We start from the raw sequence: 19,922 nt of genomic DNA, 5'->3' as shown, positions 1-19,922 counted from the left end.
TGTCTCCTCGTACTCCGCGGCCGGGTCGGAGTCGGCGACGAGCCCCGCGCCCGCCCGGACGCCCACGACCGACTCGTCGCCCGACTCGTCGAGCGTCGCGGTCCGGATCACGATCGCGAAGTCGGCGTCGCCGGTCCACGAGTAGTAGCCGACGCCGCCGCCGTACGCCTCCCGCGGCGTCGTTTCGAGGTCGTCGATGATCTCCATCGCGCGCACCTTCGGCGCGCCGGTGAGCGTCCCCGCGGGGAACGTCGCGCGCGTCGCGTCGAAGGCGTCCGCGTCGGCCGCGAGCGTCCCGGTCACGGTCGACTCGATGTGCTGGACGTGACTGTACTTCAGCACGTTCATGAACTCCTCGACCCGGACGGAGCCGGGCTCCGAGACGCGCCGCACGTCGTTGCGCGCGAGGTCGACGAGCATCGTGTGCTCGGCGCGCTCCTTCCCGTCGGCGAGCATCTCGCCCGCGAGCCGGCGGTCCTCGACCGGGCTGGTCCCGCGCGGACAGGTCCCCGCGATCGGGTTCGAGACGACGCGGTCGCCCTGGACGGAGACGAGCGTCTCGGGGCTCGCGCCGACGACGCTCCGGTCGTCGTGGCGCAGCACGTACATGTACGGCGAGGGGTTCACGTCGCGCAGCGCCGCGTACAGGCCGAGCGAGTCCACCTCGCCGCGGAGCTCGCGGCTGCGCGAGATCACGCCCTGGTAGATGTCGCCGTCGAGGACGTGTCGCTTGGCCGTGCGGACGGCCTCCTCGTACTCCCCGCGCGGGTCCGCGGACTCCTCGCGGACGCGCACGCCGTCGGGGTCCGGCGGCGCGGCCTCGCGCAGTTCGGTCGCGACGCGCTCGGCCTCCGCGGCGAGGTCGTCGTACACCGCGGCCGGGTCGTCGTCGACGCCGATCACCGGGGTGAACACGAGTTCGGCGCCGCCCTCCCGCTCGTCGAAGACGACGGTCCGGGTCGTGAGGGCGAACTCCGCGTCCGGGAACTCGGTCTCGGGGCGGTCGACACCGACCTCCTCTAACCAGAGGTCGTAGACCGCCTCGTACGCGAGGAAGCCGACGAACCCGCCCGAGAGGATCTGGCGGTCGGTGTCGGGGAAGCCGCGCAGGGCCACGTCGGGGAACGCGGCGCGGACGCGGTCGACCGCGTCGCCTTCGTCCGGGCCGAGGCCGGGCGCGGTCGTCGCGGCCCCCGCGTCGCCGTCGAGCCCGTCGCCGAGGAACTCGGCCGCCGGGCCGAGCTCGGTCACCTCCGTGCGATCCGGGTGGACGGAGACGACCGCCTCCGGGTCGTAGCCGACGAACGAGTAGCGGGCGTGCCGGTCCGCCTTCCCGCCGTTCGTGAACGCGCCGTCAGGGTCGCTGGAGGCGACCTTCTCGCCGGACTCCAGGAGGAACCCGTACGGCCCCTCGCCGACGAGGGTCGCGTACGCGCCGAGCGGGGTCACGTCGGCGTCGAGCGACGCGGACGCGCGGACGACGACCGGCTTCTCGGCGTCGGCGGCCAGATCGACGAACTCGGCCTTCGAGCGGTCGAGCGAGGGGGCCGCGTCGCTCATGCCAGCTCCATCTCCCGGCCCGCGTTGGCGACGAAGCGGGCCACCGCGTTGTGGTCCTTCCGGCCGCCCTCGATCTCGACGCCCGAGGCGACGTCGACCGCGAAGGGGTCGGCGACGCGGACCGCCTCGGGGACGGTGTCTGCCGTGAGCCCGCCAGCGAGCACGACGGGCGTGGTGAGTCGCTCGGCGAGCTCGCCGGTCGCGCGCCAGTCGTGCGTCTCGCCGGTGCCGCCCGCGCCCGAGTCGTCCGTGGAGTCGACGACGAAGGCGTCGACCGCGCCGTCGAACTCCTCGGCGCGGGCCGGGTCGTCGGCGTCGATCGTGAGCAGCACCTTGCGCTCCGTCTCCGCGCGGATGTAGCGGAGCTCGTCGACGGTCCACTCGCCGTGGAGCTGGATCGCGTCGGGCGCGGTCGTGCGGGCGAGCTCGACCGCGCGCTCGGCGGACTCGGGCATCGTCACGAGCGTCGCGGTGACGAACGCGGGCACGTCCGCGAGCAGCTCCGCCGCCTCGGCGGGGTCGACCTCGCGCGGCGAGTCGACCGGCACCTCCGTGATCACGCCCACCGCGTCGGCCCCCGCGTCGACCGCGGCGCGGAGGTCGGCCTCGCGCGTGATCCCGCAGATCTTCACCCGCGCCATCAGTCGTCGTCCTCCGCGGTCGTCGCGCCGTCCGCCGCTCCGCTCGTCCCCGCGTCAGCCGGGGGCGCCTCGTCGCCGTCGCAGAGGGCCGCGAACTTCTCGGCGGCCGCGCCGGAGTCGATCGCCTCCGCGGCGCGCTCGACGCCCGCGGCGAGGGTCTCGGCCTCGCCAGCGACGTAGACGGCCGCGCCCGCGTTCGCGAGGATCAGGTCGCGCTTCGGACCGGTGACCGAGCCGTCGACGATCCCGCGCAGGTCCGCGGCGTTCTCCGCGGGCGTCCCGCCGGCGACCGCCTCGATCGGGGCGCGGTCGAGCCCGAGGTCGGCGGGCTCGATCGTGAACTCCGTCACGTCCTCGCCGTCGACCTCGGCCGCGACCGTCTCGGAATGGATTCCGATCTCGTCCATGCCCGCGCCGTGGACGACGAGCGCGCGCTCGACGGGCATGTGCGCCAGCGACCGCGCGATGACGGGGACGAGGTCGGGGTCGTACACGCCGAGCACCTGCGCGTCGGCGCCGGCGGGATTGGTGAGCGGGCCGAGGACGTTGAAGATCGTCCGCATCCCCAGTTCCTTGCGCGGACCGATGACGGCCTTCATCGCCGGGTGGAAGACGGGCGCGAGCATGAAGCCGATCCCGTCGTCCTCGATCGCCGCCTCGACGGCTGGCGGCTCCGCCTCGACGTCGGCCCCCGCGACCTCCAGCACGTCCGCGCTGCCCGAGGAGGAGGAGACCGAGTAGTTGCCGTGCTTGGCGATCGGGACGCCCGCGCCCGCGGCGACGACGGCGGCGGTCGTCGACACGTTGATCGTGTCGTGGTCGTCGCCGCCGGTGCCGCAGGTGTCGACGAGCGGCTCGCGGTCGGGCTCGATCGTGCGCGCCGCGTCGCGCATCCCCTGCGCGAACCCGGCGATCTCGGCCTCGGTCTCGCCCTTCGCCCGGAGCGCGGCGAGCAGCGCCCCGATCTGGGCCTCCGTCGCCTCCTCGAAGACGAGCCGCGCGGCCTCGCGCGCCTCCTCTACGGTCAGATCCTCCCCGTCCGTCACGCGCTCGACCGTGTCGTTGAGATTCATTGTGTCCACCGATGTAGTATTCCGCGTTATGATGTACAAGTATGTACACTGTTTTAACGCTGTCGCCGAGACGTGAGACGGTAACACGCAGTCAACGGGGCCGAGAACGGCGAAAACGGGCCTTTGTCGTAGCAGCGACGGCGGTCGGCGCCTACTCGGCGTCGAGGGCGGTCGACCCGTCGGCCTCGACGACGACGACGGGGACCTCGGCGTCGCCGACGACCGTGTCGGTCGTGGAGCCGAACACGAACCGGCCGACGGTACCCGTCGTCGGCGCGCCCACGACGACCAGGTCGTAGTACGCGGACTGCTCGACGACCGCGCCCGCCGCGGTCCGGTCCTCGACGAGCCACCGGTCGGCGCGGTCGAACCCGGTGAGCCGGTCCTCGGCCGCGTCGAGGAGTCGTTCCCCCGCCGCGGCGTAGTCGGCGTCGGCCGCGCCGGCGGGGGCGACGGTCCCGGAGGCGTCGTCGTCGGGTGCCGCGTCGGCGAGCGCCGCGTCGGAGGGCACGACGTGGAACAGTTCGAGCCACGCGTCCGTGGCGTCCGCGATCTCCCGGGCGACGTCGACGGTGGCTCCGGAGTGCGGCCCGGCCCCGACGGCGACGAGGACCGAAGAGACCCGGTCGGGTCGCTCCGCGCGGTCGGCACCGTTCAGTGATACGTCGGCGGCGGTCGGAACCGCCCCCGCGTCGTCGACGGCGGGGCGGATCACGGGGTCGCCCACCGCGGGCGAGCCCGCGCGACCGGCGTCGCCGGCCGCGGTCGAACCGTTCGACTCGCCGCCGGAGGCGCCGTTTCGGGTGCCACCCTCTCGGGCGTTTCCGCCGTCGGCGTCGCTCCCGTTCATATTCGAACGTCTGACGCTCGTCAGATAAATCCCGTTGATTCCGCGTCCGCGGCCGGCTCGGTACGGTGCGTCGGGGCCCCCGACCGGAGCGGGCGGCGCCGGATCGGATCGACCGGACCGGACGAGATGCGACGGCATCGGCTGGGCCTCGGAGCGCGCTACTCCCGGAAGAACTCGTCGCGCTCGAACGGCTCGTCTTCGCCCTCCACCGCGAGGACGTCGAGCGCGGTCACCTCGGCGCCGACGCCGAGCAGGCCCGCGAGGCTCGGCTCGGTCCGGCCCTCGTCGCCGGAGATCAGCTCCTTGATGTAGAGGCCCCCCTCGCCGCGGATCTCGACGGTCGCGTGACGCGCGTCGTCGAGATCGGCCGTCGCTTCGTACACGTCGCGCTCGCGCGTGATGCTCGCGCGGCGGTGGTCGACCCGGTTCGGCGTGTACTGCTCGACGGTCGCCCCCTCCAGCGTGGCGACCGCGTCCGCGAGGGCGTCGGCGTCCACGTCGGCGTCGAACGTCACCGCGGCGCAGTACCGCTTCGCGGCGTCGTGCTCCTTGACGCGCTCGACCATCTCGTAGGTCGCGAGGCGGAGCCCCTCCACCTCGACCGCGCCGTCGGCGAAGGCGTTGATGTCCGACTGGAGGCGGTCGGTGTCGACCCGGCGACGGCGCGGCTCCTCCACTTCGACCACGAACGGGCGGCCGGTGCCGAGCATGAGCGCGTCGACGTCCTCGCGGCCCGCGCCGTGGAACGTCGCCTCCGTCCCGTCCATCACGTCCTCGACGACCGGCGCGGTGTACTCCTCGACGCTGTCGTCGTACAGGTAGCCGGAGCCGCCGCAGTGGTCGCAGGGGTCGGCCCCTTGCCGCCCGGAGCCCTTACACTCGCGACAGGGCCACTCGGTCTGGGGGATGTCCCGCTCCAGTTTCCTGTAGCGGCCGTAGACGAACGTGGAGTTCACCTTCGCGTCGATCTCGTCTTCGGCCAAGTCGATCGTGAACTGGACGTCGGGGCGGTCGAAGGAGACCTCGACGCCCGTGAGCCGCCCGAACCGCTTGCCGACCTCGCGGTTGAACTCCGACTTGAACGGCTCGCCCGCGTCCTCGTCGAGGCCGGCGTCGGCGCGGAGCAGCGCCTCGTTCTCCTCGATCAGCGGTGGCGGGCGCGTGCCGACGTTGTAGGTGGCGAACTCGACGCCCTCGACCGCCTCGGCGGCGCGGTCGGCCCAGTCGTCGAACGCGGCGCAGCGACCCTCGCACACCCAGCAGTCCGCGGTGTCGACCGCTTCGTGGTCCTCGTCGTCGCGCAACGCCAGCGACACGCGGAGCGCCGAGCCCCGGTCGGCGTTCGACAACCCGAAGCTCCGGTCGGCGACGAGCCGGCCGAGGCAGGCGTCGCACACCGGCCCGGTCTCTGTCGCGCGGGCCGCGACGTCGAGTACGTCCATACGCTCACCAGCGCGCCGCGTGGTAACTGTCTTACTACTCGGCGGGGCGGGCGGCGTGCCGATCCGTCGCGGCGGGGCGCACAGTCGGATCGTTCAATGTCGCCCGGACGGAGGGATTCGTATGGGAACGCCACTCGATCCGCGTGAGGAGCAGGTCGCCGAGGTCCTCGACCGGCTGTACGAGGAGTACCCCGACTCGACAATCTCGCTCAACTACTCGAATCGGCTGGAGCTGCTCATCGCGGTGATCCTCTCCGCGCAGTGTACGGACGAGCGCGTGAACAAGGTGTGCGCAGACCTGTTCGAGACGTACGAGACGCCCGAGGAGTACGCGAACGCGCCCCAAGAGGAGATGGCCGAGGCGATCAACTCGATCACCTACTACAACAACAAGGCGAAGTACATCCGCTCCGCGTGCGCGGACATCGCGGAGGAGCACGACGGCGAAGTGCCGGACGCGATGTCCGAGCTGACGGACCTCGCGGGCGTGGGTCGCAAGACCGCGAACGTCGTCCTCCAGCACGGCCACGACGTGGTCGAGGGGATCGTCGTCGACACCCACGTCCAGCGGCTCACGCGGCGGCTGGGGGTCACCGAGGAGGAACGGCCAGAGGCGATCGAACAGGACCTGCTGGACGTCGTCCCCGAGAGCGACTGGCAGCAGTTCACTCACCTCATGATCGACCACGGGCGCGCGACCTGTACCGCGATCAACCCCGACTGCGCCGACTGCGTGCTCGCCGACATCTGTCCCTCAGAGAAGGGGGACGCCGAGGTCGACCTCGCCAGCGGCGAGGCGTGGTGAGCCCGGAGAAGCGGTCCGATCGGATGACGTTCGGGGATTATATTTAAAGACCCGACAGATAGGGGGCCAGGTCGAATTCGTCTCGGCGAAGGGGAACCCGCTTTCCGGTTTATATACTCGTCCGGCGTATTCGCAAGTGAGGAGAGACACAATGTCCACGAAGACCACAAACGAGTTCGGCGGCGAGTTCGGCGGAATCACGTTATTGGGGAAGGCGCACTCGCTGTCGGCGCTGTTCATCGTCCTGCTGCGGGCGACCATCGGCGGGATGATCCTGTTCGCGGGCCTCGGAAAGGTCTCGGAGTGGCCGTTCGACGCCAGCGGCTACCTCATCCACGCGCCCGACGCGGCGAGCCCGGTCAGCGGCCTGTACGCCGCGATGGGGTCGACGCCGTGGTTCGTCGAGTTCGCGAACGTGTTCGTGCCCGCGACGCAGCTGCTGATCGGCACGGCGCTGATCCTCGGCGCGTTCGTCCGCCTGGCCGCGCTGGGCGGGGCAATACAGATGACGCTGTTCTACCTCGGCGGGTGGAGCGGCGACTTCCTCGCCCTGTTCGACTCGACGCTAGTGTACGCGATGGTGTTCCTCACCGTGGCCGCGTTCGGCGCGGGCCGCGTCCTCGGCCTCGACGCCTACATCGAGCAGATTCAGGTCGGCGGGCAGGCGCTCGTCGAGAAGGTCCCGGCGCTCCGGTACGTCCTCGGCTGAACGGGACGCGGGACCGAGCGTCGCAGCCCCCGGCGCGCGAACGCGCGCCGCCGACTCGTTTTCGATGCGCGGAGTGCGGTTCGGCCGATTCGATCTTCCCACTCGATTCACCTGCCCGAGCGCTCGTCGGAGAGCGACGGCGCCGCGCCTTCCGCCTTCCAATCCTTATAAGAGCGAGCGACCGGTACGGAGGGGTAATGGAACTCGGTTCGCGGGACGCGTTCTCCCGGATGGGGACGCTCGGCATCGAGGAGGAGTTCTACATCGTCGATGCCGAGGGCCGCCCGACGTCCGGGACCGACGACCTCGTGTACGGTCGCGACCCGCCCGCGGCGGTGCCGGAGGGGTTCGACCACGAGCTGTTCGAGTGTACGATAGAGGCCCAGACCGAAACGATCGAGGAGGGTGACGACCCCGCCGAGGCGCTCGCGACGGTCCGCGAGGCGCTCGTCGACCACGCCGCCGCCGACGGCTACCAGATCGCGGCCGCGGGGCTCCACCCGACGGCGAAGTGGCGCGAGCTCGACCACGTCCAGAAGCCGCGGTATCAGGCGCAGCTGGACCGCATCCAGTACCCCCAGCACCGCAACGTGACCGCGGGGCTCCACGTCCACGTCGGCGTCGACGACGCGGACAAGGCGGTCTGGGTCGCGAACCGGCTACGGTGGCACTGCCCGGTGCTGCTCGCGCTGTCGGCCAACTCCCCGTTCTGGAACGGGTCCGACACCGGGCTCGCCTCGGCCCGCGCCAAGGTGTTCGAGAACCTCCCGAACACCGGGATCCCCTCCGCCTTCGAGGACTTCGACGCCTTCCAGCGGTACGAGCGCCGGATGGTCGAGACGGAGTCCATCGCGGACCGCGGCGAGCTGTGGTTCGACGTGCGCCCCCACACCGGGCACGGGACCGTGGAGGTCCGCGCGCCCGATGTACAACGCGACCCGGCGATCACCCTCGCGCTCGCGGAGTACGTCCGTGCGCTGGTCGTCGACTACGCCGAGCGGTACGAGGACGGTGAGTCGCCCCGCTCCCTGCGCCGCGAACTCCTCGACGAGAACAAGTGGCGCGCGATCCGTCACGGCCACGACGCCGCGTTCGTCGACCGTGACGGCGAGGAAACGACCGCGCTCGGCGAGGTCGTCGACGCCGAGTGCGACCGGCTCGGGATTTCGGGGATCCGCGAGGTGTACGAGGCGGAGAGCGGCGCCGCGCGCCAGCGCCGGATCCGCGAGGAGTCGGGCGTGGACGCGCTGTGTTCGGACCTCCTCGTGAGACCCTGACGACGCTCAGGACGATCGGCGTCGAAGCGTTTCGTCGGAACGAAAGCGACGAGAAACCCTTTTGCCCGCGTGGCCCCCTGTTTCGGATATGACCACGGACGACACAGCCGCCGAGCCGGTCGACGACCCGGAGGAGTCGCCGACGGACCGGACGCGGGAGGAGCTTCGGAAGACGAAAGAGCGGCTCAGCGAGGGCGCCGACCAGGCGGTGAAGGGGTTCGACGACAACGTCGTCGACCTGCTCGCGTGGCTGCTCGACACCGAGACCCGAGCGCGCATCTACGTCTACCTGCGCGATAACCCCCACAGCACGAGCGACGAGGTCGCGGACGGGACCGGCCTCTACCCCAGCACCGTCCGCGAGGCGCTCGCCGAACTCCACGACGAGGGGACCGTCGAGCGCGGCAAGCGGAAGGCGGAGGGGGCGGGCAACAACCCCTACGAGTACGAGGCCATCGCGCCGAGCGAGCTGGTCCGCGGCGTCGTCGGCGACGTTCAGGCGGAGCTGAACGCCGTCTTCAATCTCGACCGGCGGCTCGGCGGCGAGTCGCCCGACGGCGACACCGAACCCGTCCAGATATCCGTCGACGCCGAGAGCGACGGCGGGGACGAGGGCGGCGACGCCAGCGTGGGCGAAGCCGACGACGGCGCGGAGGGCGACGGAGCGGACGACGAGACGGAGAACTGAGCCGGTCGACGACTCGGCCCCGCCGCCCGACTTCACCGGGCCGGGACGCGGTTCGGGACGTTTTAAGTTTGACCCGCGCAACGGAGAGGCATGAACGTCGCGCTGGGAGGTACGTTCGACCCCGTTCACGACGGCCACCGCAAGCTGTTCGAGCGGGCGTTCGAGCTGGGTGACGTCACCGTCGGTCTCACCTCCGACGAGCTGGCGCCGGAGACCCGCCACGTCGACCGGTACGTCCGCCCGTTCGACCGGCGCGAGCGCGACCTCGAAGCGGAGTTGGCGCCGCTGGCCGAGTCGCACGGGCGCGACTACGAGGTCCGCGAGCTGACGGAGCCGACCGGCATCGCGGTCGAGCCGGAGTTCGACGCGCTGATCGTCTCCCCGGAGACGAAGGCGGGCGGCGAGCGGATCAACGAGATCCGTCGCGAGCGCGGGCGCGATCCCCTCGACTTGGTCGTCGTCGACCACGTCGCGGCCGAGGACGGCGAGCGCATCTCCTCGACGCGGATCGTCGCGGGCGAGATAGACGAACACGGCAACCTCACCCCGGACCGCGAGGGGCGGGGGGCGACGCGACCGGAATGACCGACGCGAACGCGACCGAGGGCGACGCGGGCGGGGCCGATGGTGCCGCTGCCGGTCGCGCGGCGCTCCGGCGGATCGCGCTCGGCGAGACGGGCTTCGAGCGAGCGACGGTGTGGAGCGCGGTCGGGCTCGCGCTGTCGTACGTCGCCTTCGACGCGACGGCGGCGGTCGGCGTCGGCGCCCCGGCGACCACCGGCGTCCTCGCCGCGGTAGCGGCGGTCGGCGCGGTCGCGTTCGCCGCGACCGGAGGCGGCGCCCTCCCGACGGCCCTCCTCGCGTACGGGCCCTTCGCAGGGACCCTGCTGCGGGGGCTCGGACCGACGCCGTACGCGGTCCCGGGCGGCCTCGGCGGCCCGCCCCTCTCGGCGGTCACCGCGCCGCTCGCGCTCGCCGCCGCCGCTGCGGTCGCGGTCGGCTTCGCGGCGGCGGTGGTCGGGTTCCTCGTCGGTCGGATACGGGAGTGAGCGACTTCGTCCGGGCCGCACCGCTGTCGCCGCCGTTCAGTCCTCGATTTTTCCGTTCAACACCTTCGCGGCGACCAGTATCGGGTCCCACACCGGACTGAACGGCGGCGCGTACGCGAGGTCGAGGCGCTCTACCTCGGGAACGGTCATGTCCGCCTCGATCGCGGTCGCGAGCGTGTCGATCCGGATCGCCGCGCGGTCGGTGCCGACGACGCTCCCGCCGAGGAGTCGCCTCGTGTCGCGGTCGGCGACGAGCGTCACGTCGGTCTCGGCCGCACCGGGGTAGTAGCCGGAGCGCGACCCCGCGGTCACCGTCTCGCTGACCGGGTCGAACCCGGCCGCCTCGGCCGCCTCGGGGTCGAGGATCCCGACCCGGGCCCCCTCGGTGTCGAACGCCTTCACCGCCGCCGTGCCCGCGATGTCCCCGACCGGCGCGGGATCCCCCGCGACCGTCGCACCGATCGCGCGACCGGCGCGGTTCGCGGTGAGTCCGAGGGGCATCCAGTCGGGCTCGCCCGTCACCGCGTGGCGCGCGGTCGCGCAGTCGCCCGCCGCGTACACGTCCGGGAGGCTAGTCCGGCCGTGGTCGTCCACCCGGACCGCGCCGCCCGGTCCGAGGTCGACCCCGGTGCCGTCGAGCAGTTCGGTGTTCGGTCGAATCCCGACCCCGACGACGGCCATGTCGACCGGAACGCGGTCGCCGCCGACGTCGATCGCCTCGATCCGCTCGTCGCCGACGAGCGCCTCGACCGGGGCGTCGGTGCGAACGCTGACGCCCTCGGCCTCGAGCGCGGTTTCGACGCGGTTCCCGACCACCTCGCCGAACGGCGAGAGGAGGTGCCCGGACCGGTGGAAGACGCGGACGTCGACCCCGCGCTCCGAGAGCGCCTCGGCGACCTCGACGCCGACGTACCCGCCGCCGACGACCGCGGCGGTCTCGGGGGCCGGCATCGCCGCGTTGCGCTCGACGCGGTCGCGGTCGACCGCGCTCACGTCGACGCGGTCCGAGTCGTAGTCGTCGGGGTCCGCGACGTACGCGTCGATGGCGGCCGCCGCGTCCATGTCGTGAAGCGTGAACGCGCCGTCGAGGCCGCGCACGTCGAAGGGGCCGGAGTCGGCGCGCGCGCCGGTGGCGACGAGGAGGTCGCCGTACGCCTGCTCGACTCGATCACCGTCGGCCGTCTCGACCGTGACGCGCTTCGCGTCGGGGTCGACGGCGACCACCTCGCTGCCGCGTCGGAGGTCGATCCCCCGCTCGTCGACCTCGCTCGGCGACAGCGACAGGAGGTCCGACATGCGGTCGACGTAGCGGGCGATGAAGTACGGCATCCCGCAGTAGGCGTACGAGATCCAGCGACCCTTCTCGAAAACGACGATCTCTCGGTCGGGCGCCTCGCGACGGAACTTGCTGGCCGCGCTCAATCCAGCCGCGTCGGCGCCGACGACCACGAACGGATCGGTCATGACGTGACATCGACGGGACGGGTGAAAAAGTCACGCCGCGGGTGCGGCCGGGGCACGCGACCGGGAGAGCGCGGCTCGATCGCGCGGCCGTCGTCGATCAGTTGTCGCCGAGCAGTAATCTGTCAGTCGTCGTTGGCCAGCCGCGAGAGCGTCTCGCGGGCGTTCGCGACCGCCTTCTCCTTCTTCGCCGGGTACGCCTCGACTTTCGTGCGGACGGTGAGACCCGGGCCGAGGCGGACCTCGTCGCGGAACGCCGCCTGTTTGTCGAGGCGGAGGAACAGCGCGCAGTTGTCGTCGACCCGCTCGTCGAGCTCGTCGAGGACGCGGTCGAGGTCCTCCAGCTCGGCGAGCCGGTCTAACACGTGTCGCATCTCGTCGGCCCGCTCGACCCGCGCCGAGAGCACGACGATGCGGTCCCCGTGGTGCCCCACGTTCTCGACGCGGTCGAGTTCGACCTCGTCGGGGAGGAGGGAGTACAGCGCCTGCTCGACCCGTTTGACGTCTTCGGTGGCGTACGAGAACGCGCGGAGGTCGACGTAGTGGAAGGGGACTTTCGGCATGCGGGACGGGTGGGGGCGGCGTTACTCCTCGCTCTCGACGGCGTCGAGCGCGTCCTCGGGGACGCCCGTCTCCTGGCCGTCCTCGAAGCTGACCGTGTACGTCGCGTCGCCGAACATGGTCTCCATCACCTGCGTGATCGTGCCCGACTCGCCGTCGTACTCGCTGTGTTTGTCGTGGAGCACGACTTCGTCTTCCTTCTCGAAGCTCATGGCGTTTCGTTCCGCCGGGACGGTTAAAAGCGCGCGGATCCCGACTGAGAGGACGCGGACCGCGCGCGGGGGAACGGGCGGGACGGCGACCCGCGTCGCCTCACGTCACCGCGAGCAGCACCGCGCCGAACGCGGTCATCAGCGCGACCCCCACCGCGAGCCAGACGACGGCGCTGTCGGCGGCGAGCGCGACCCCCACTGCGGCGACGACCGCGATCAGCCCGAACGCCGCGCCCGCGACCCCGCCGCGCCGAACGAGTCGGCCGAGCGCGTTCACCGCGCGCTGCCCGGGCGGCACCTCCGGGGTCTGCTCCGGGGGGGCGGAGAGCGTCTCGTCGACGGCGACGGGCTCGCTCGGGGAGTCGGGCGACGGATCGACCCGCACATCGACGTAGCGCGTGTTCGACCCGTACCCGGTGACGATCTTCAGCTTGCCGCGGACCCGCTCGTCGACGTCGGCGGTCGACACGTGGACGTGACGGGTGGCCTCGTCGGCGACGAAGTGGTTCCCCTCGTCGAGCGTCGCCACCCGGTCCAGCTCGTCGTCGAAGTGAAGGTGGACGTGCGTCGAGCGGCCGCTGTTCTCGAGCACGACCGGGAACGGCCCGTCGGTGACGAACGAGTCCGGCGCGTCGATGTCGTGGACCGCCTCCCCGTTCAGTTCGACGTCGAGTGTCGGCACGGGTGGAACCACGACCCCGCACTAAAAAAAGATTCACACGAGCGAGGAGTTCGGGCGGCGGCGTCGACCGCCGGAGGCCGTCGTCGCGGTCGGCGCCTCGGGGCGGATCCGCTCCCGCCGCTCCGGAGCGGAACCCCCTACGCAGCCGCCTCCTCGCGCATGTCCGGCGGGAGGAGGTTCGGGATCCCGTCTTCGATGGGGTACGTCTCGCCGCACTCCGTACAGGTGAGCGTCCCGGCGAGGACCTCCTCGTCGTCCGCGTCGTCGACGTCGAGTTCGAGAGTCGCCTTGTCGAGCGGACAGCAGATCACGTCCATCAGGGATTCTTTCATATCGCTCGGTTGGGTCGGACCGATAAAAAAGCGTGCGGGTCCCGGCCGGCGCCCCGCGTCCGGAGCGTCGGCACGGTCCGGGCGGCCGCCCCGCCCGACCCGGATAACAACCTCTTTGGCGCCGCGCGCCGCCCTCGGTGACATGGGCATCCCGGCGGAGCGGATCGAGCGGCTGTTCGCGCTCGCTCGCGAGGCCGTCGTCGACGATGAATACGACCGCGCCCGCGGGTACGTCGCCCGCGCCCGCCGGATCGCCGAGCGCAACCGCTGCGGCGTTCCCGCCGAGCTCTCACGGCGCGCCTGCGACGACTGCGCCGTCTACCTCCGCCCCGGCAAGACGAGCCGCGTCCGGACGCGACCCGGGCGCGTGGTCGTCCGGTGTACGGAATGCGGGTCGACGGCGCGGTATCCGTACGGAGAAAGTGAGACGTGAGCAGTGGACGGCCGGATCGGAGGGGAGACGAGATGGAAACGACAGGACTGGCACTGGTCTGCTGGTACTCGGTTTGTGTCGTTCCCCCCTCGCCTACTTTTTTATCCAATAGAATAGACTTTCGCGACATGAGTCACAGCGTCGGACCAACCCGACACGTCCGTACTGGAATCCGGTACGCGGCGGTAGGGGTGGTGGTACTGGCGGCGTGGAACTTCTTCGCACCGTACGTGGGGGCGCCCTCGTGGGCACCGTACTTGGATATACTCCCAGTAGTGCTCGGACTAACCGAAGCGAACGGGGTCGTCAACGCAACGCACATCCTTGTCCTCGCCGTCGGCGCGGTAGTAATAATGAAGATATAGCCACCTCAGCGAAGGCCGGAGTTCCGGCCGTATGGACAGATTCAGCCCCGAGTCTCACGATTTTCCCGGGCGAGTGCGACGCTGTCGCGCGTAACCACCCTCGATATCTACTCCGCGCGCCCGCGGAGTTCGTCGAGCACCGAGATCGTTCCGTCCATGTACCCGTCGTCCACCACCTCGTCGGCGGCGTCGCGGGCGGCGGCGTCTGCGTTGGCGACCGCGTACGACTCGCCGGCGACGCCGAACGTCGACGCGTCGTTCTCGCTGTCGCCGATCGCGACGAACGCGGCGGGGTCGACGCCGAGCGCGTCGGCGACGACGCGGAGCGTGCGACCCTTGCTGACCCCCACCGACTTCACGTGGTAGGCGTAGCCGGTGTCGACGATCTCCACGTCGTCGCCCGCGGCCGCGGCGACCTCGCGGAGCAGCCCCACGTCGACGTCGGGTCCGAGCGCGACCTCCGTCTCGCGCCAGCGGTTCACCGTGTCGCCGTCGCCCCAGCCGATCGCTCCGCCGCGCTCGCGGAACGCCTCGACGACGGCCCACGCCGCGTCCGGGTCGCCGACGAGCGTCGTCTCGCCGCCGACGTACGCGACGCCGCCGTTCTCCGCGATCACGGTCTCCTCGCGGCCGAGGAAGTGCGCGAGCGCCACCGGGTACGGGAACGCCTTGCCGGTGGCGAACACGACCGGCGCGTCCCACCCGGGCAACAACTCGAAAACTCGCGGATCGATCCGGCCGCTCGGCGTCGTCAGCGTACCGTCGATGTCGAGCGCGAGGGGCGGAACCATACCATCGGGTCGGCGGCACGGCGACAACTGTCTTCCGTTCGAACGGAGGCAGGGCGGACCGGACGGCGGCCGCCCGCGCGGCGCCTACCCGGAGCGGGTGCGACGGTCGAACAGCTCGCTGAAGACGACCGTCGGGAACAGCGGGACGAGCCGGCTCGGCGGTCGGCCCTTACCGTCGGTCTCGCGGACGGTGACTCGTTCGAGCAGGCCGGCGTCGGCCAGCTCGTAGAGCACGCGCCTGACCGTCGACGCCGAGAGGTCGACGCCCGAGCGCGCCGCGATGGTCTCCGTCGCCACGCCGACGGTCGAGCGCTCGTCCTCGGAGAGCCCGGCGAGCTCGTAGAGGAGCCGCTGGCGGCTCTCGGGGAGCGCGAGCACACGCCCCAGCGCCACGCAGGGCCGGGGAACGCCGTCGACGCCAGCGTCGACGTCGCCGGATCGGATCGTCGACGCCCCCGACCGCTCCGCGTTGACCGCCGCGCCCATCACGGCGGCGAGGGCGTCGTGGGCGTCGCCCGCGGCCCACTCGACGACCTCGCGGATCTGGTCGTGGCTGAGCGCGTCTCGGCCGAGCCCCGTCGAGCACCGGCTCGTCAGCAGCTCGACGAGCACGTGTCGGCGGTACTTCGCGAACTCGACGGTCGTCTCCGGCTCCCAGCCGATCGCGTCCGGCGGATCGCGGCCGAGGAACGCGGGGACGAGCCGCTCGCCAACGTCGTTCAGCCAGTCGATCAGCGTCGCCGCCGTCGGCGTCTCGGCCTCGTTCGCGTGGTCGACGGCGACGACGAGGTCCGGACCGGTGCGCATCGCGTCGCGCAGGGAGGCGGCCAGCTCCTCGGTCCCGATCCCGTGGTCGGGAACGGAGTCGTCGCTCATGGCGGCCAGCATCGCGTGGTACAGTCGGAAGCGGGTCGACGCCCGCCGGGCGTCGACGTAGACGAACCCGGGGATCGTCGGTTCGACCGCCCGCGTCGTCGTCTGGATGGCCCGACGGGGGCCGCTGTGCGCCGCGAGCCGGTCGAACAGCGAGGAGACGACGGCGGACTTCCCGCTCCCCTTCGGGCCGTACACGTAGACGCTCGGCGGGAGCGACCCGGAGAACGCGGGCTCGAACACGTCGAGCAGGCGCTCGATGGCCGGGCCGCGGCCGACCGGCGAGTCGACGTGGGTGACCGGGGAGACGGCCTCGAAGTCGGCGAGAACGCTCATGCCCGCGTCGTAGCCGAGCCGTCGCTCGATCCGGTCGTCGATGTTCACGGGCCCCCCTCCGTGATCGCCGAACAAAACTGTCGCGACTCGCGGAGCGCGCGCGGCTGCGCGGTCGGGCGGGTTCGGCGCGCCGACCGGCCCGTTACCAGTGTTCGGGTTTGTATCGGTTGATGAGCGCCGTGGAGACGACAAAGACGACTCCGCTGATGAGGCCGGCTATCACGCCGACGACGAGCCGAACGGAGATCGTTCCCGCCGAGACCACCGCCGTCACGGCCGCGACGACTGCCATCACGACGAGGACGTTCCGCCGATCCCGCCGGTCGAGCCCGAGCCGGTCCAACATACCACCACCTCCTCGGCGCGGTGATTAAATACCCCACGTTCGCTCCGTGGCGAGGGCTCACCGGACGCGCGCCCTCGACGGCGCCGACCGCGGTCGCGGGAGCGAGCGCGGGACTCGCCCGATGGAAACCTATACCAGCGTCGGGCGAACTACGACTGGTATGTCGAACGACCCGGGCGTGGAGGCGCTCCACACGGTCGACGACCGGAGCAAAGTTGTCGCCGTCCTGACGACCGTGGCCGCGTTCGGTGCCGGCATGTTCACCGTCGGCGACATCGAGTTCGTCTCGATCGCCGCCGCCGCGATCGGGATCGGCGCCCGGTTCGGCTCGGTGTGGTGGGGCGCCCGGATCTTCGTCGACCGCGACTCGGCGGCGGTCGCCGACCAGCCGACTGCGGGGCGCTACCACCACGGCGCGGTCGGAGTCGCGCTCGTTCTGGCGGGCGCGCTCGCCCTGATCGCCCGGTATCTCGGCGTCGAGGTGACGACGGTCGCCGTCGCCGCGTCCGCGGTCGCCGCCGGCGCGTTCCTCGCCTTCTCCGCGTTGCTCCCGGACTGACGGTCGCACCGGGGCGCCGTCACCGAGACACCGGTCGCTGTCCGGGCGATTCCGACCGACCGCGGATGAGCGATGTGCCATAATAAAAGACCCCTGCCGAAAGTGAGGACGCGTTAGATCCCCGTGCCGGGGATCCAGACGGCCCAGTTGAGCAGTCCGGCGATGACGAGCAGGCCGAGCGTCAGCGACCAGACCACGATGGCGGCCGCCGGCGGGTCGAAGTGCGTGTCGGAGTGCGCGTAGAACACGCGCTGCGACGCCTCACCGACGACCGCGGCGAACACGCCGAACAGCGCGCCGAACAGCAGCGCGGGCGCGGCGCCGAACGCCAGCGGCGCGGTCAGGTCGGCCGCCGAGAGGTCCGTGAGCGTCGTGATGCCTCCCTGCCACACGGAGAGGAAGGCGGTCGACCCCGCCAGCGTCATGTGGTGGGTGACCGGGATCCGGTCGACGCCGAGGTTCAGGAACAGCAGCGACCCGGCACTGATCCCGAAGCCGGCGAACACGGCGATGAGGCCGTGCCCGCCGGTGATCATGTTGTACGTGATGACGGCCGAGGCGAGACCGGCGAAGAAGCCGATCGCCGCGACGTGCGACCACTTGTACATGTTCGGCAGCCACGGCTCGACGGCGAGGCGGTCCTCGCTGGCCTTGCCGCCGTCGCCCACCACTTCGCCGGGCTCGCGCATCTGCTCGCGCTCGAACGGCCCCATGTCGAAGTAGCCGTTCGCTTTGTCGCTCACCTTGCCGACGATGCTGTATCCGAACACCGCCCGAACGACGAGGGCGCTGATGACGATGCTCACCGGGATCGGGTCGACCGGGATCGCCAGCTGCCGGGAGAGCTGCTCGATGAGGACGCCGAAGACGCCGAAGACGGCCCCCACGGCGAGGATGTCGGGTTTACTCCCCAGCGCGAAGCCGATGTCCTTCGCGTTGTGGTAGTCGAATCCGGACTCCATATAGCCCTTGTTGGCAGCGTAACCGGCGGCCGCGACACCTCCCGCGAAGGAGATATGCGGGCCGAAGACGGGACCGAACCCGACGTCCACGCCGAATCCACCGCCGCCGAGCGACCCGCCGATCACGAGGAAGCCCGTGAAGATGAACGCCGGCAGGGCGCCGAGCGCCGCCCCGAAGGCGCCGCCCGCGAGCGCCCCGAGAAGGATCGCTGGATTGGTCAGGCTCTGGATCACGTCGGTCGGCGCGCCCGGGTCGTAGCCGACCTGTAGCACGGTGTCGGCCGCGACGGCCAGTTCCGGCAGCAGTTCGACGCTCATCTATTCGTCCTCCTCGTCGATCGCCCAGTTCTTCGAGCGCTCGACCGCGTCGTCCCAGCGGCCGTAGAGTTTGTCGACATCGGCCTGGTCCTTCTCGGGCGTGAACTCGCGGTCGATCTGCCAGTTGTCGCGCAGCTCGTCGACGTTGTCCCAGTAGCCGACCGCGAGCCCGGCGGCGTACGCCGAGCCGAGCGCGGTGGTCTCGTCGACCTCGGGCCGCGCGATGTCGGTCTGGATGATGTCGGACTGGAGCTGACAGAGGAAGTTGTTCTTCACCGCGCCGCCGTCGACGCGGAGCGTCGTGGTCTCCACGCCGGAGTCGGCCTCCATGGCCTCGGCGATGTCGCGGGTCTGGTAGGCGATCGATTCGAGCGTCGCCCGGACGATGTGCTCCTTGCTCGTGCCGCGGGTCATCCCGACGATGGTCCCGCGTGCGCGGCCGTCCCAGTGCGGCGCGCCGAGTCCCGTGAACGCCGGGACCATGTAGACGCCGTCGGTCGAGTCGACCGAGCGCGCCAGCTCCGCGGTCTGTGCCGCGTTGTTGATCAGGTCGACGTCCTCGAGCCACTCGATGGCGGCGCCGGTGATGAAGATGGACCCTTCGAGCGCGTACTGGACGGGCTCGCCGGACATCTGGAACCCGATCGTCGTCAGCAGTCCGTGGTCGGACTCGACCGCGTCGGTCCCGGTGTTCATCAGGTAGAACGAGCCGGTGCCGTAGGTGTTCTTCGCGTCACCCTCGTCGAAGCAGGTCTGGCCGAACAGCGCGGCCTGCTGGTCACCGAGCGCGCCGGCAACCGGGACCTCCTCGCCGAGGAAGCCGTCGGCGTCCGTGTGGCCGTAGTAGTCCTCGTCGGAGGAGGGGCGTACCTCGGGCACCATCTCCTTGGGCACGTCGAACTCGTCTAAGAGCTCGTCGTCCCACTCCAGTTCCCGGATGTTGTACAGCATCGTCCGGGAGGCGTTCGTGACGTCCGTGATGTGGTTGCCCGTCAGGTTGTAGATGAGCCACGAGTCGATGGTGCCCATCACGAGTTCGCCTGCGCGAGCGCGGTCGCGGAGGTCGCCGCCGCGCGAGCTCTGCATCTTGAGCGGCTCCGCGTTGTCGAGGATCCACTCGGTCTTGGTCGCCGAGAAGTACGCGTCGGCCTCGAGGCCGGTCTTCTCGCGGATCTCCTCGACCTTCTCGTCCTCTTGTAGCTCCTCGACGCGGTCGGTCGTCCGACGGTCCTGCCACACCAGCGCGTTGTGGACCGGCCGTCCGGAGTCTTTGTCCCAGACGATGGTCGTCTCGCGCTGATTGGTGATGCCGATGGCCTCGAGCTGATCGGCGTCGAGCCCGGCCTCGGCGAGCCCGTCGAGGACGACTTCTTGAGTGTTCTCCCAGATCTCGATCGGGTCGTGTTCGACCCAGCCCGGGTTCGGGTAGATCTGTTCGTGCTGTTCGTAGGCGTTCGCGACGACCTGGCCCTCATGGTCGAACACCATGAATCGAGTCCCGGTCGTCCCCTGGTCTATCGCACCGACGTACTGTGTCATGTTGTGGATCCCTCCTGTGGCGCTGGTCCGCGTGCGTCGGCGACCGGCTCGGCCTCGT

At 71.0% G+C, this 19,922-nt stretch carries 24 protein-coding genes; 9 read left to right on the top strand and 15 right to left on the bottom strand.

The window, feature by feature from the left end; all coding sequences use genetic code 11:
• From trpE to B9G49_RS05615, 5 genes are all read right to left on the bottom strand, one after another.
• A partial coding sequence (trpE, locus tag B9G49_RS05635) for an anthranilate synthase component I (RefSeq protein WP_086215717.1) occupies positions 1–1,560 on the bottom strand: 1,560 nt, incomplete at its 3' end.
• Positions 1,557–2,201 (bottom strand): phosphoribosylanthranilate isomerase, encoded by a 645-nt coding sequence (locus B9G49_RS05630; RefSeq protein ID WP_086215716.1) that lies wholly within the window; start codon positions 2,199–2,201, stop codon positions 1,557–1,559. The genes B9G49_RS05630 and trpE, both read right to left, overlap by 4 nt.
• The gene (gene trpD, locus B9G49_RS05625; protein WP_049929811.1) at positions 2,201–3,274 is read right to left on the bottom strand and encodes an anthranilate phosphoribosyltransferase; all 1,074 of its coding nucleotides are present in this window, start codon (positions 3,272–3,274) and stop codon (positions 2,201–2,203) included. The genes B9G49_RS05630 and trpD overlap by 1 nt, the downstream gene beginning before the upstream one ends.
• Before the next feature lie 151 nt (positions 3,275–3,425).
• Positions 3,426–4,124 (bottom strand): universal stress protein, encoded by a 699-nt coding sequence (locus B9G49_RS05620; RefSeq protein WP_086215715.1) that lies wholly within the window; start codon positions 4,122–4,124, stop codon positions 3,426–3,428.
• Positions 4,125–4,282: 158 nt separating this feature from the next.
• Positions 4,283–5,566, bottom strand: a complete 1,284-nt coding sequence (locus B9G49_RS05615) for a tRNA pseudouridine(54/55) synthase Pus10 (protein WP_086215714.1) — start codon at positions 5,564–5,566, stop codon at positions 4,283–4,285.
• Between the two features lie 121 nt (positions 5,567–5,687).
• On the opposite strand from B9G49_RS05615, the gene nth reads away from it, so the two are divergent.
• The 6 genes from nth (at position 5,688) to B9G49_RS05585 (ending at position 10,094) form a co-directional block, all read left to right on the top strand.
• Positions 5,688–6,371, top strand: a complete 684-nt coding sequence (gene nth / locus B9G49_RS05610) for an endonuclease III (RefSeq protein WP_086215713.1) — start codon at positions 5,688–5,690, stop codon at positions 6,369–6,371.
• A 151-nt stretch (positions 6,372–6,522) separates the two neighbouring features.
• Entirely contained in the window at positions 6,523–7,080 is a 558-nt protein-coding gene (locus B9G49_RS05605; protein ID WP_086215712.1) for a DoxX family protein, read from the top strand.
• Between the two features lie 197 nt (positions 7,081–7,277).
• On the top strand, positions 7,278–8,357 hold the full coding sequence (locus tag B9G49_RS05600; protein ID WP_086215711.1) for a glutamate--cysteine ligase: 1,080 nt from the start codon (positions 7,278–7,280) through the stop codon (positions 8,355–8,357).
• An 88-nt stretch (positions 8,358–8,445) separates the two neighbouring features.
• Positions 8,446–9,045: a winged helix-turn-helix domain-containing protein gene (locus tag B9G49_RS05595; RefSeq protein WP_049929819.1), complete on the top strand. Its 600-nt coding sequence runs from the start codon at positions 8,446–8,448 to the stop codon at positions 9,043–9,045.
• A 90-nt stretch (positions 9,046–9,135) separates the two neighbouring features.
• A complete protein-coding gene (locus B9G49_RS05590; RefSeq protein WP_049929820.1) occupies positions 9,136–9,630 on the top strand; it encodes a phosphopantetheine adenylyltransferase in 495 nt (164 codons plus the stop codon).
• Positions 9,627–10,094 (top strand): hypothetical protein, encoded by a 468-nt coding sequence (locus B9G49_RS05585; RefSeq protein ID WP_086215710.1) that lies wholly within the window; start codon positions 9,627–9,629, stop codon positions 10,092–10,094. The genes B9G49_RS05590 and B9G49_RS05585 overlap by 4 nt, the downstream gene beginning before the upstream one ends.
• Before the next feature lie 36 nt (positions 10,095–10,130).
• Here the strand turns inward: B9G49_RS05585 and B9G49_RS05580 are convergent, their stop codons facing one another.
• The 5 genes from B9G49_RS05580 to B9G49_RS05560 all read right to left on the bottom strand — a co-directional run bounded on the left by B9G49_RS05580 (position 10,131) and on the right by B9G49_RS05560 (position 13,342).
• Positions 10,131–11,558: an FAD-dependent oxidoreductase gene (locus B9G49_RS05580; protein WP_086215709.1), complete on the bottom strand. Its 1,428-nt coding sequence runs from the start codon at positions 11,556–11,558 to the stop codon at positions 10,131–10,133.
• A 122-nt stretch (positions 11,559–11,680) separates the two neighbouring features.
• On the bottom strand, positions 11,681–12,118 hold the full coding sequence (locus B9G49_RS05575) for an RNA-binding protein (protein WP_086215708.1): 438 nt from the start codon (positions 12,116–12,118) through the stop codon (positions 11,681–11,683).
• Positions 12,119–12,139: 21 nt separating this feature from the next.
• A complete protein-coding gene (locus tag B9G49_RS05570; RefSeq protein WP_006113388.1) occupies positions 12,140–12,328 on the bottom strand; it encodes a hypothetical protein in 189 nt (62 codons plus the stop codon).
• Positions 12,329–12,428: 100 nt separating this feature from the next.
• The gene (locus B9G49_RS05565) at positions 12,429–13,010 is read right to left on the bottom strand and encodes a hypothetical protein (protein ID WP_198943817.1); all 582 of its coding nucleotides are present in this window, start codon (positions 13,008–13,010) and stop codon (positions 12,429–12,431) included.
• 137 nt (positions 13,011–13,147) lie between these two features.
• On the bottom strand, positions 13,148–13,342 hold the full coding sequence (locus B9G49_RS05560) for a methytransferase partner Trm112 (protein WP_004596226.1): 195 nt from the start codon (positions 13,340–13,342) through the stop codon (positions 13,148–13,150).
• 142 nt (positions 13,343–13,484) lie between these two features.
• On the opposite strand from B9G49_RS05560, the gene B9G49_RS05555 reads away from it, so the two are divergent.
• Together B9G49_RS05555 and B9G49_RS16155 are read left to right on the top strand one after the other, a co-directional pair.
• Positions 13,485–13,775, top strand: coding sequence for a ribonuclease P protein component 4 (locus B9G49_RS05555; protein ID WP_086215706.1), 291 nt, complete (start codon positions 13,485–13,487; stop codon positions 13,773–13,775).
• A 128-nt stretch (positions 13,776–13,903) separates the two neighbouring features.
• Entirely contained in the window at positions 13,904–14,140 is a 237-nt protein-coding gene (locus B9G49_RS16155) for a hypothetical protein (RefSeq protein ID WP_137690319.1), read from the top strand.
• Positions 14,141–14,247: 107 nt separating this feature from the next.
• On the opposite strand, the gene B9G49_RS05550 is transcribed toward B9G49_RS16155, so the two are convergent.
• The 3 genes from B9G49_RS05550 to B9G49_RS05540 form a co-directional block, all read right to left on the bottom strand.
• Positions 14,248–14,931: an HAD-IIB family hydrolase gene (locus B9G49_RS05550; protein WP_086215705.1), complete on the bottom strand. Its 684-nt coding sequence runs from the start codon at positions 14,929–14,931 to the stop codon at positions 14,248–14,250.
• Between the two features lie 84 nt (positions 14,932–15,015).
• Complete coding sequence (locus B9G49_RS05545) at positions 15,016–16,188, bottom strand: Cdc6/Cdc18 family protein (RefSeq protein WP_049929831.1); 1,173 nt, start codon at positions 16,186–16,188, stop codon at positions 15,016–15,018.
• A 94-nt stretch (positions 16,189–16,282) separates the two neighbouring features.
• Positions 16,283–16,486 carry a hypothetical protein gene (locus tag B9G49_RS05540; protein WP_086215704.1) on the bottom strand — a complete coding sequence of 68 codons (204 nt, stop codon included), beginning with the start codon at positions 16,484–16,486 and terminating at the stop codon, positions 16,283–16,285.
• A gap of 160 nt (positions 16,487–16,646) precedes the next feature.
• On the opposite strand from B9G49_RS05540, the gene B9G49_RS05535 reads away from it, so the two are divergent.
• Positions 16,647–17,045 (top strand): hypothetical protein, encoded by a 399-nt coding sequence (locus B9G49_RS05535; RefSeq protein ID WP_049929835.1) that lies wholly within the window; start codon positions 16,647–16,649, stop codon positions 17,043–17,045.
• 113 nt (positions 17,046–17,158) lie between these two features.
• Here B9G49_RS05535 and B9G49_RS05530 read toward each other — a convergent pair whose 3' ends face one another.
• Together B9G49_RS05530 and glpK are read right to left on the bottom strand one after the other, a co-directional pair.
• Positions 17,159–18,325: a hypothetical protein gene (locus B9G49_RS05530; protein ID WP_080508546.1), complete on the bottom strand. Its 1,167-nt coding sequence runs from the start codon at positions 18,323–18,325 to the stop codon at positions 17,159–17,161.
• Positions 18,326–19,864: a glycerol kinase GlpK gene (glpK, locus tag B9G49_RS05525; RefSeq protein WP_049929837.1), complete on the bottom strand. Its 1,539-nt coding sequence runs from the start codon at positions 19,862–19,864 to the stop codon at positions 18,326–18,328.
• Positions 19,865–19,922 lie beyond the last annotated feature (58 nt).

The organism is Halorubrum sp. SD683, assembly GCF_002135045.1.
Taxonomy (GTDB): domain Archaea; phylum Halobacteriota; class Halobacteria; order Halobacteriales; family Haloferacaceae; genus Halorubrum; species Halorubrum ezzemoulense.
Note: the sequence above shows the minus strand (reverse complement) of the source record. Positions and strands in the feature narration are given on the sequence as shown.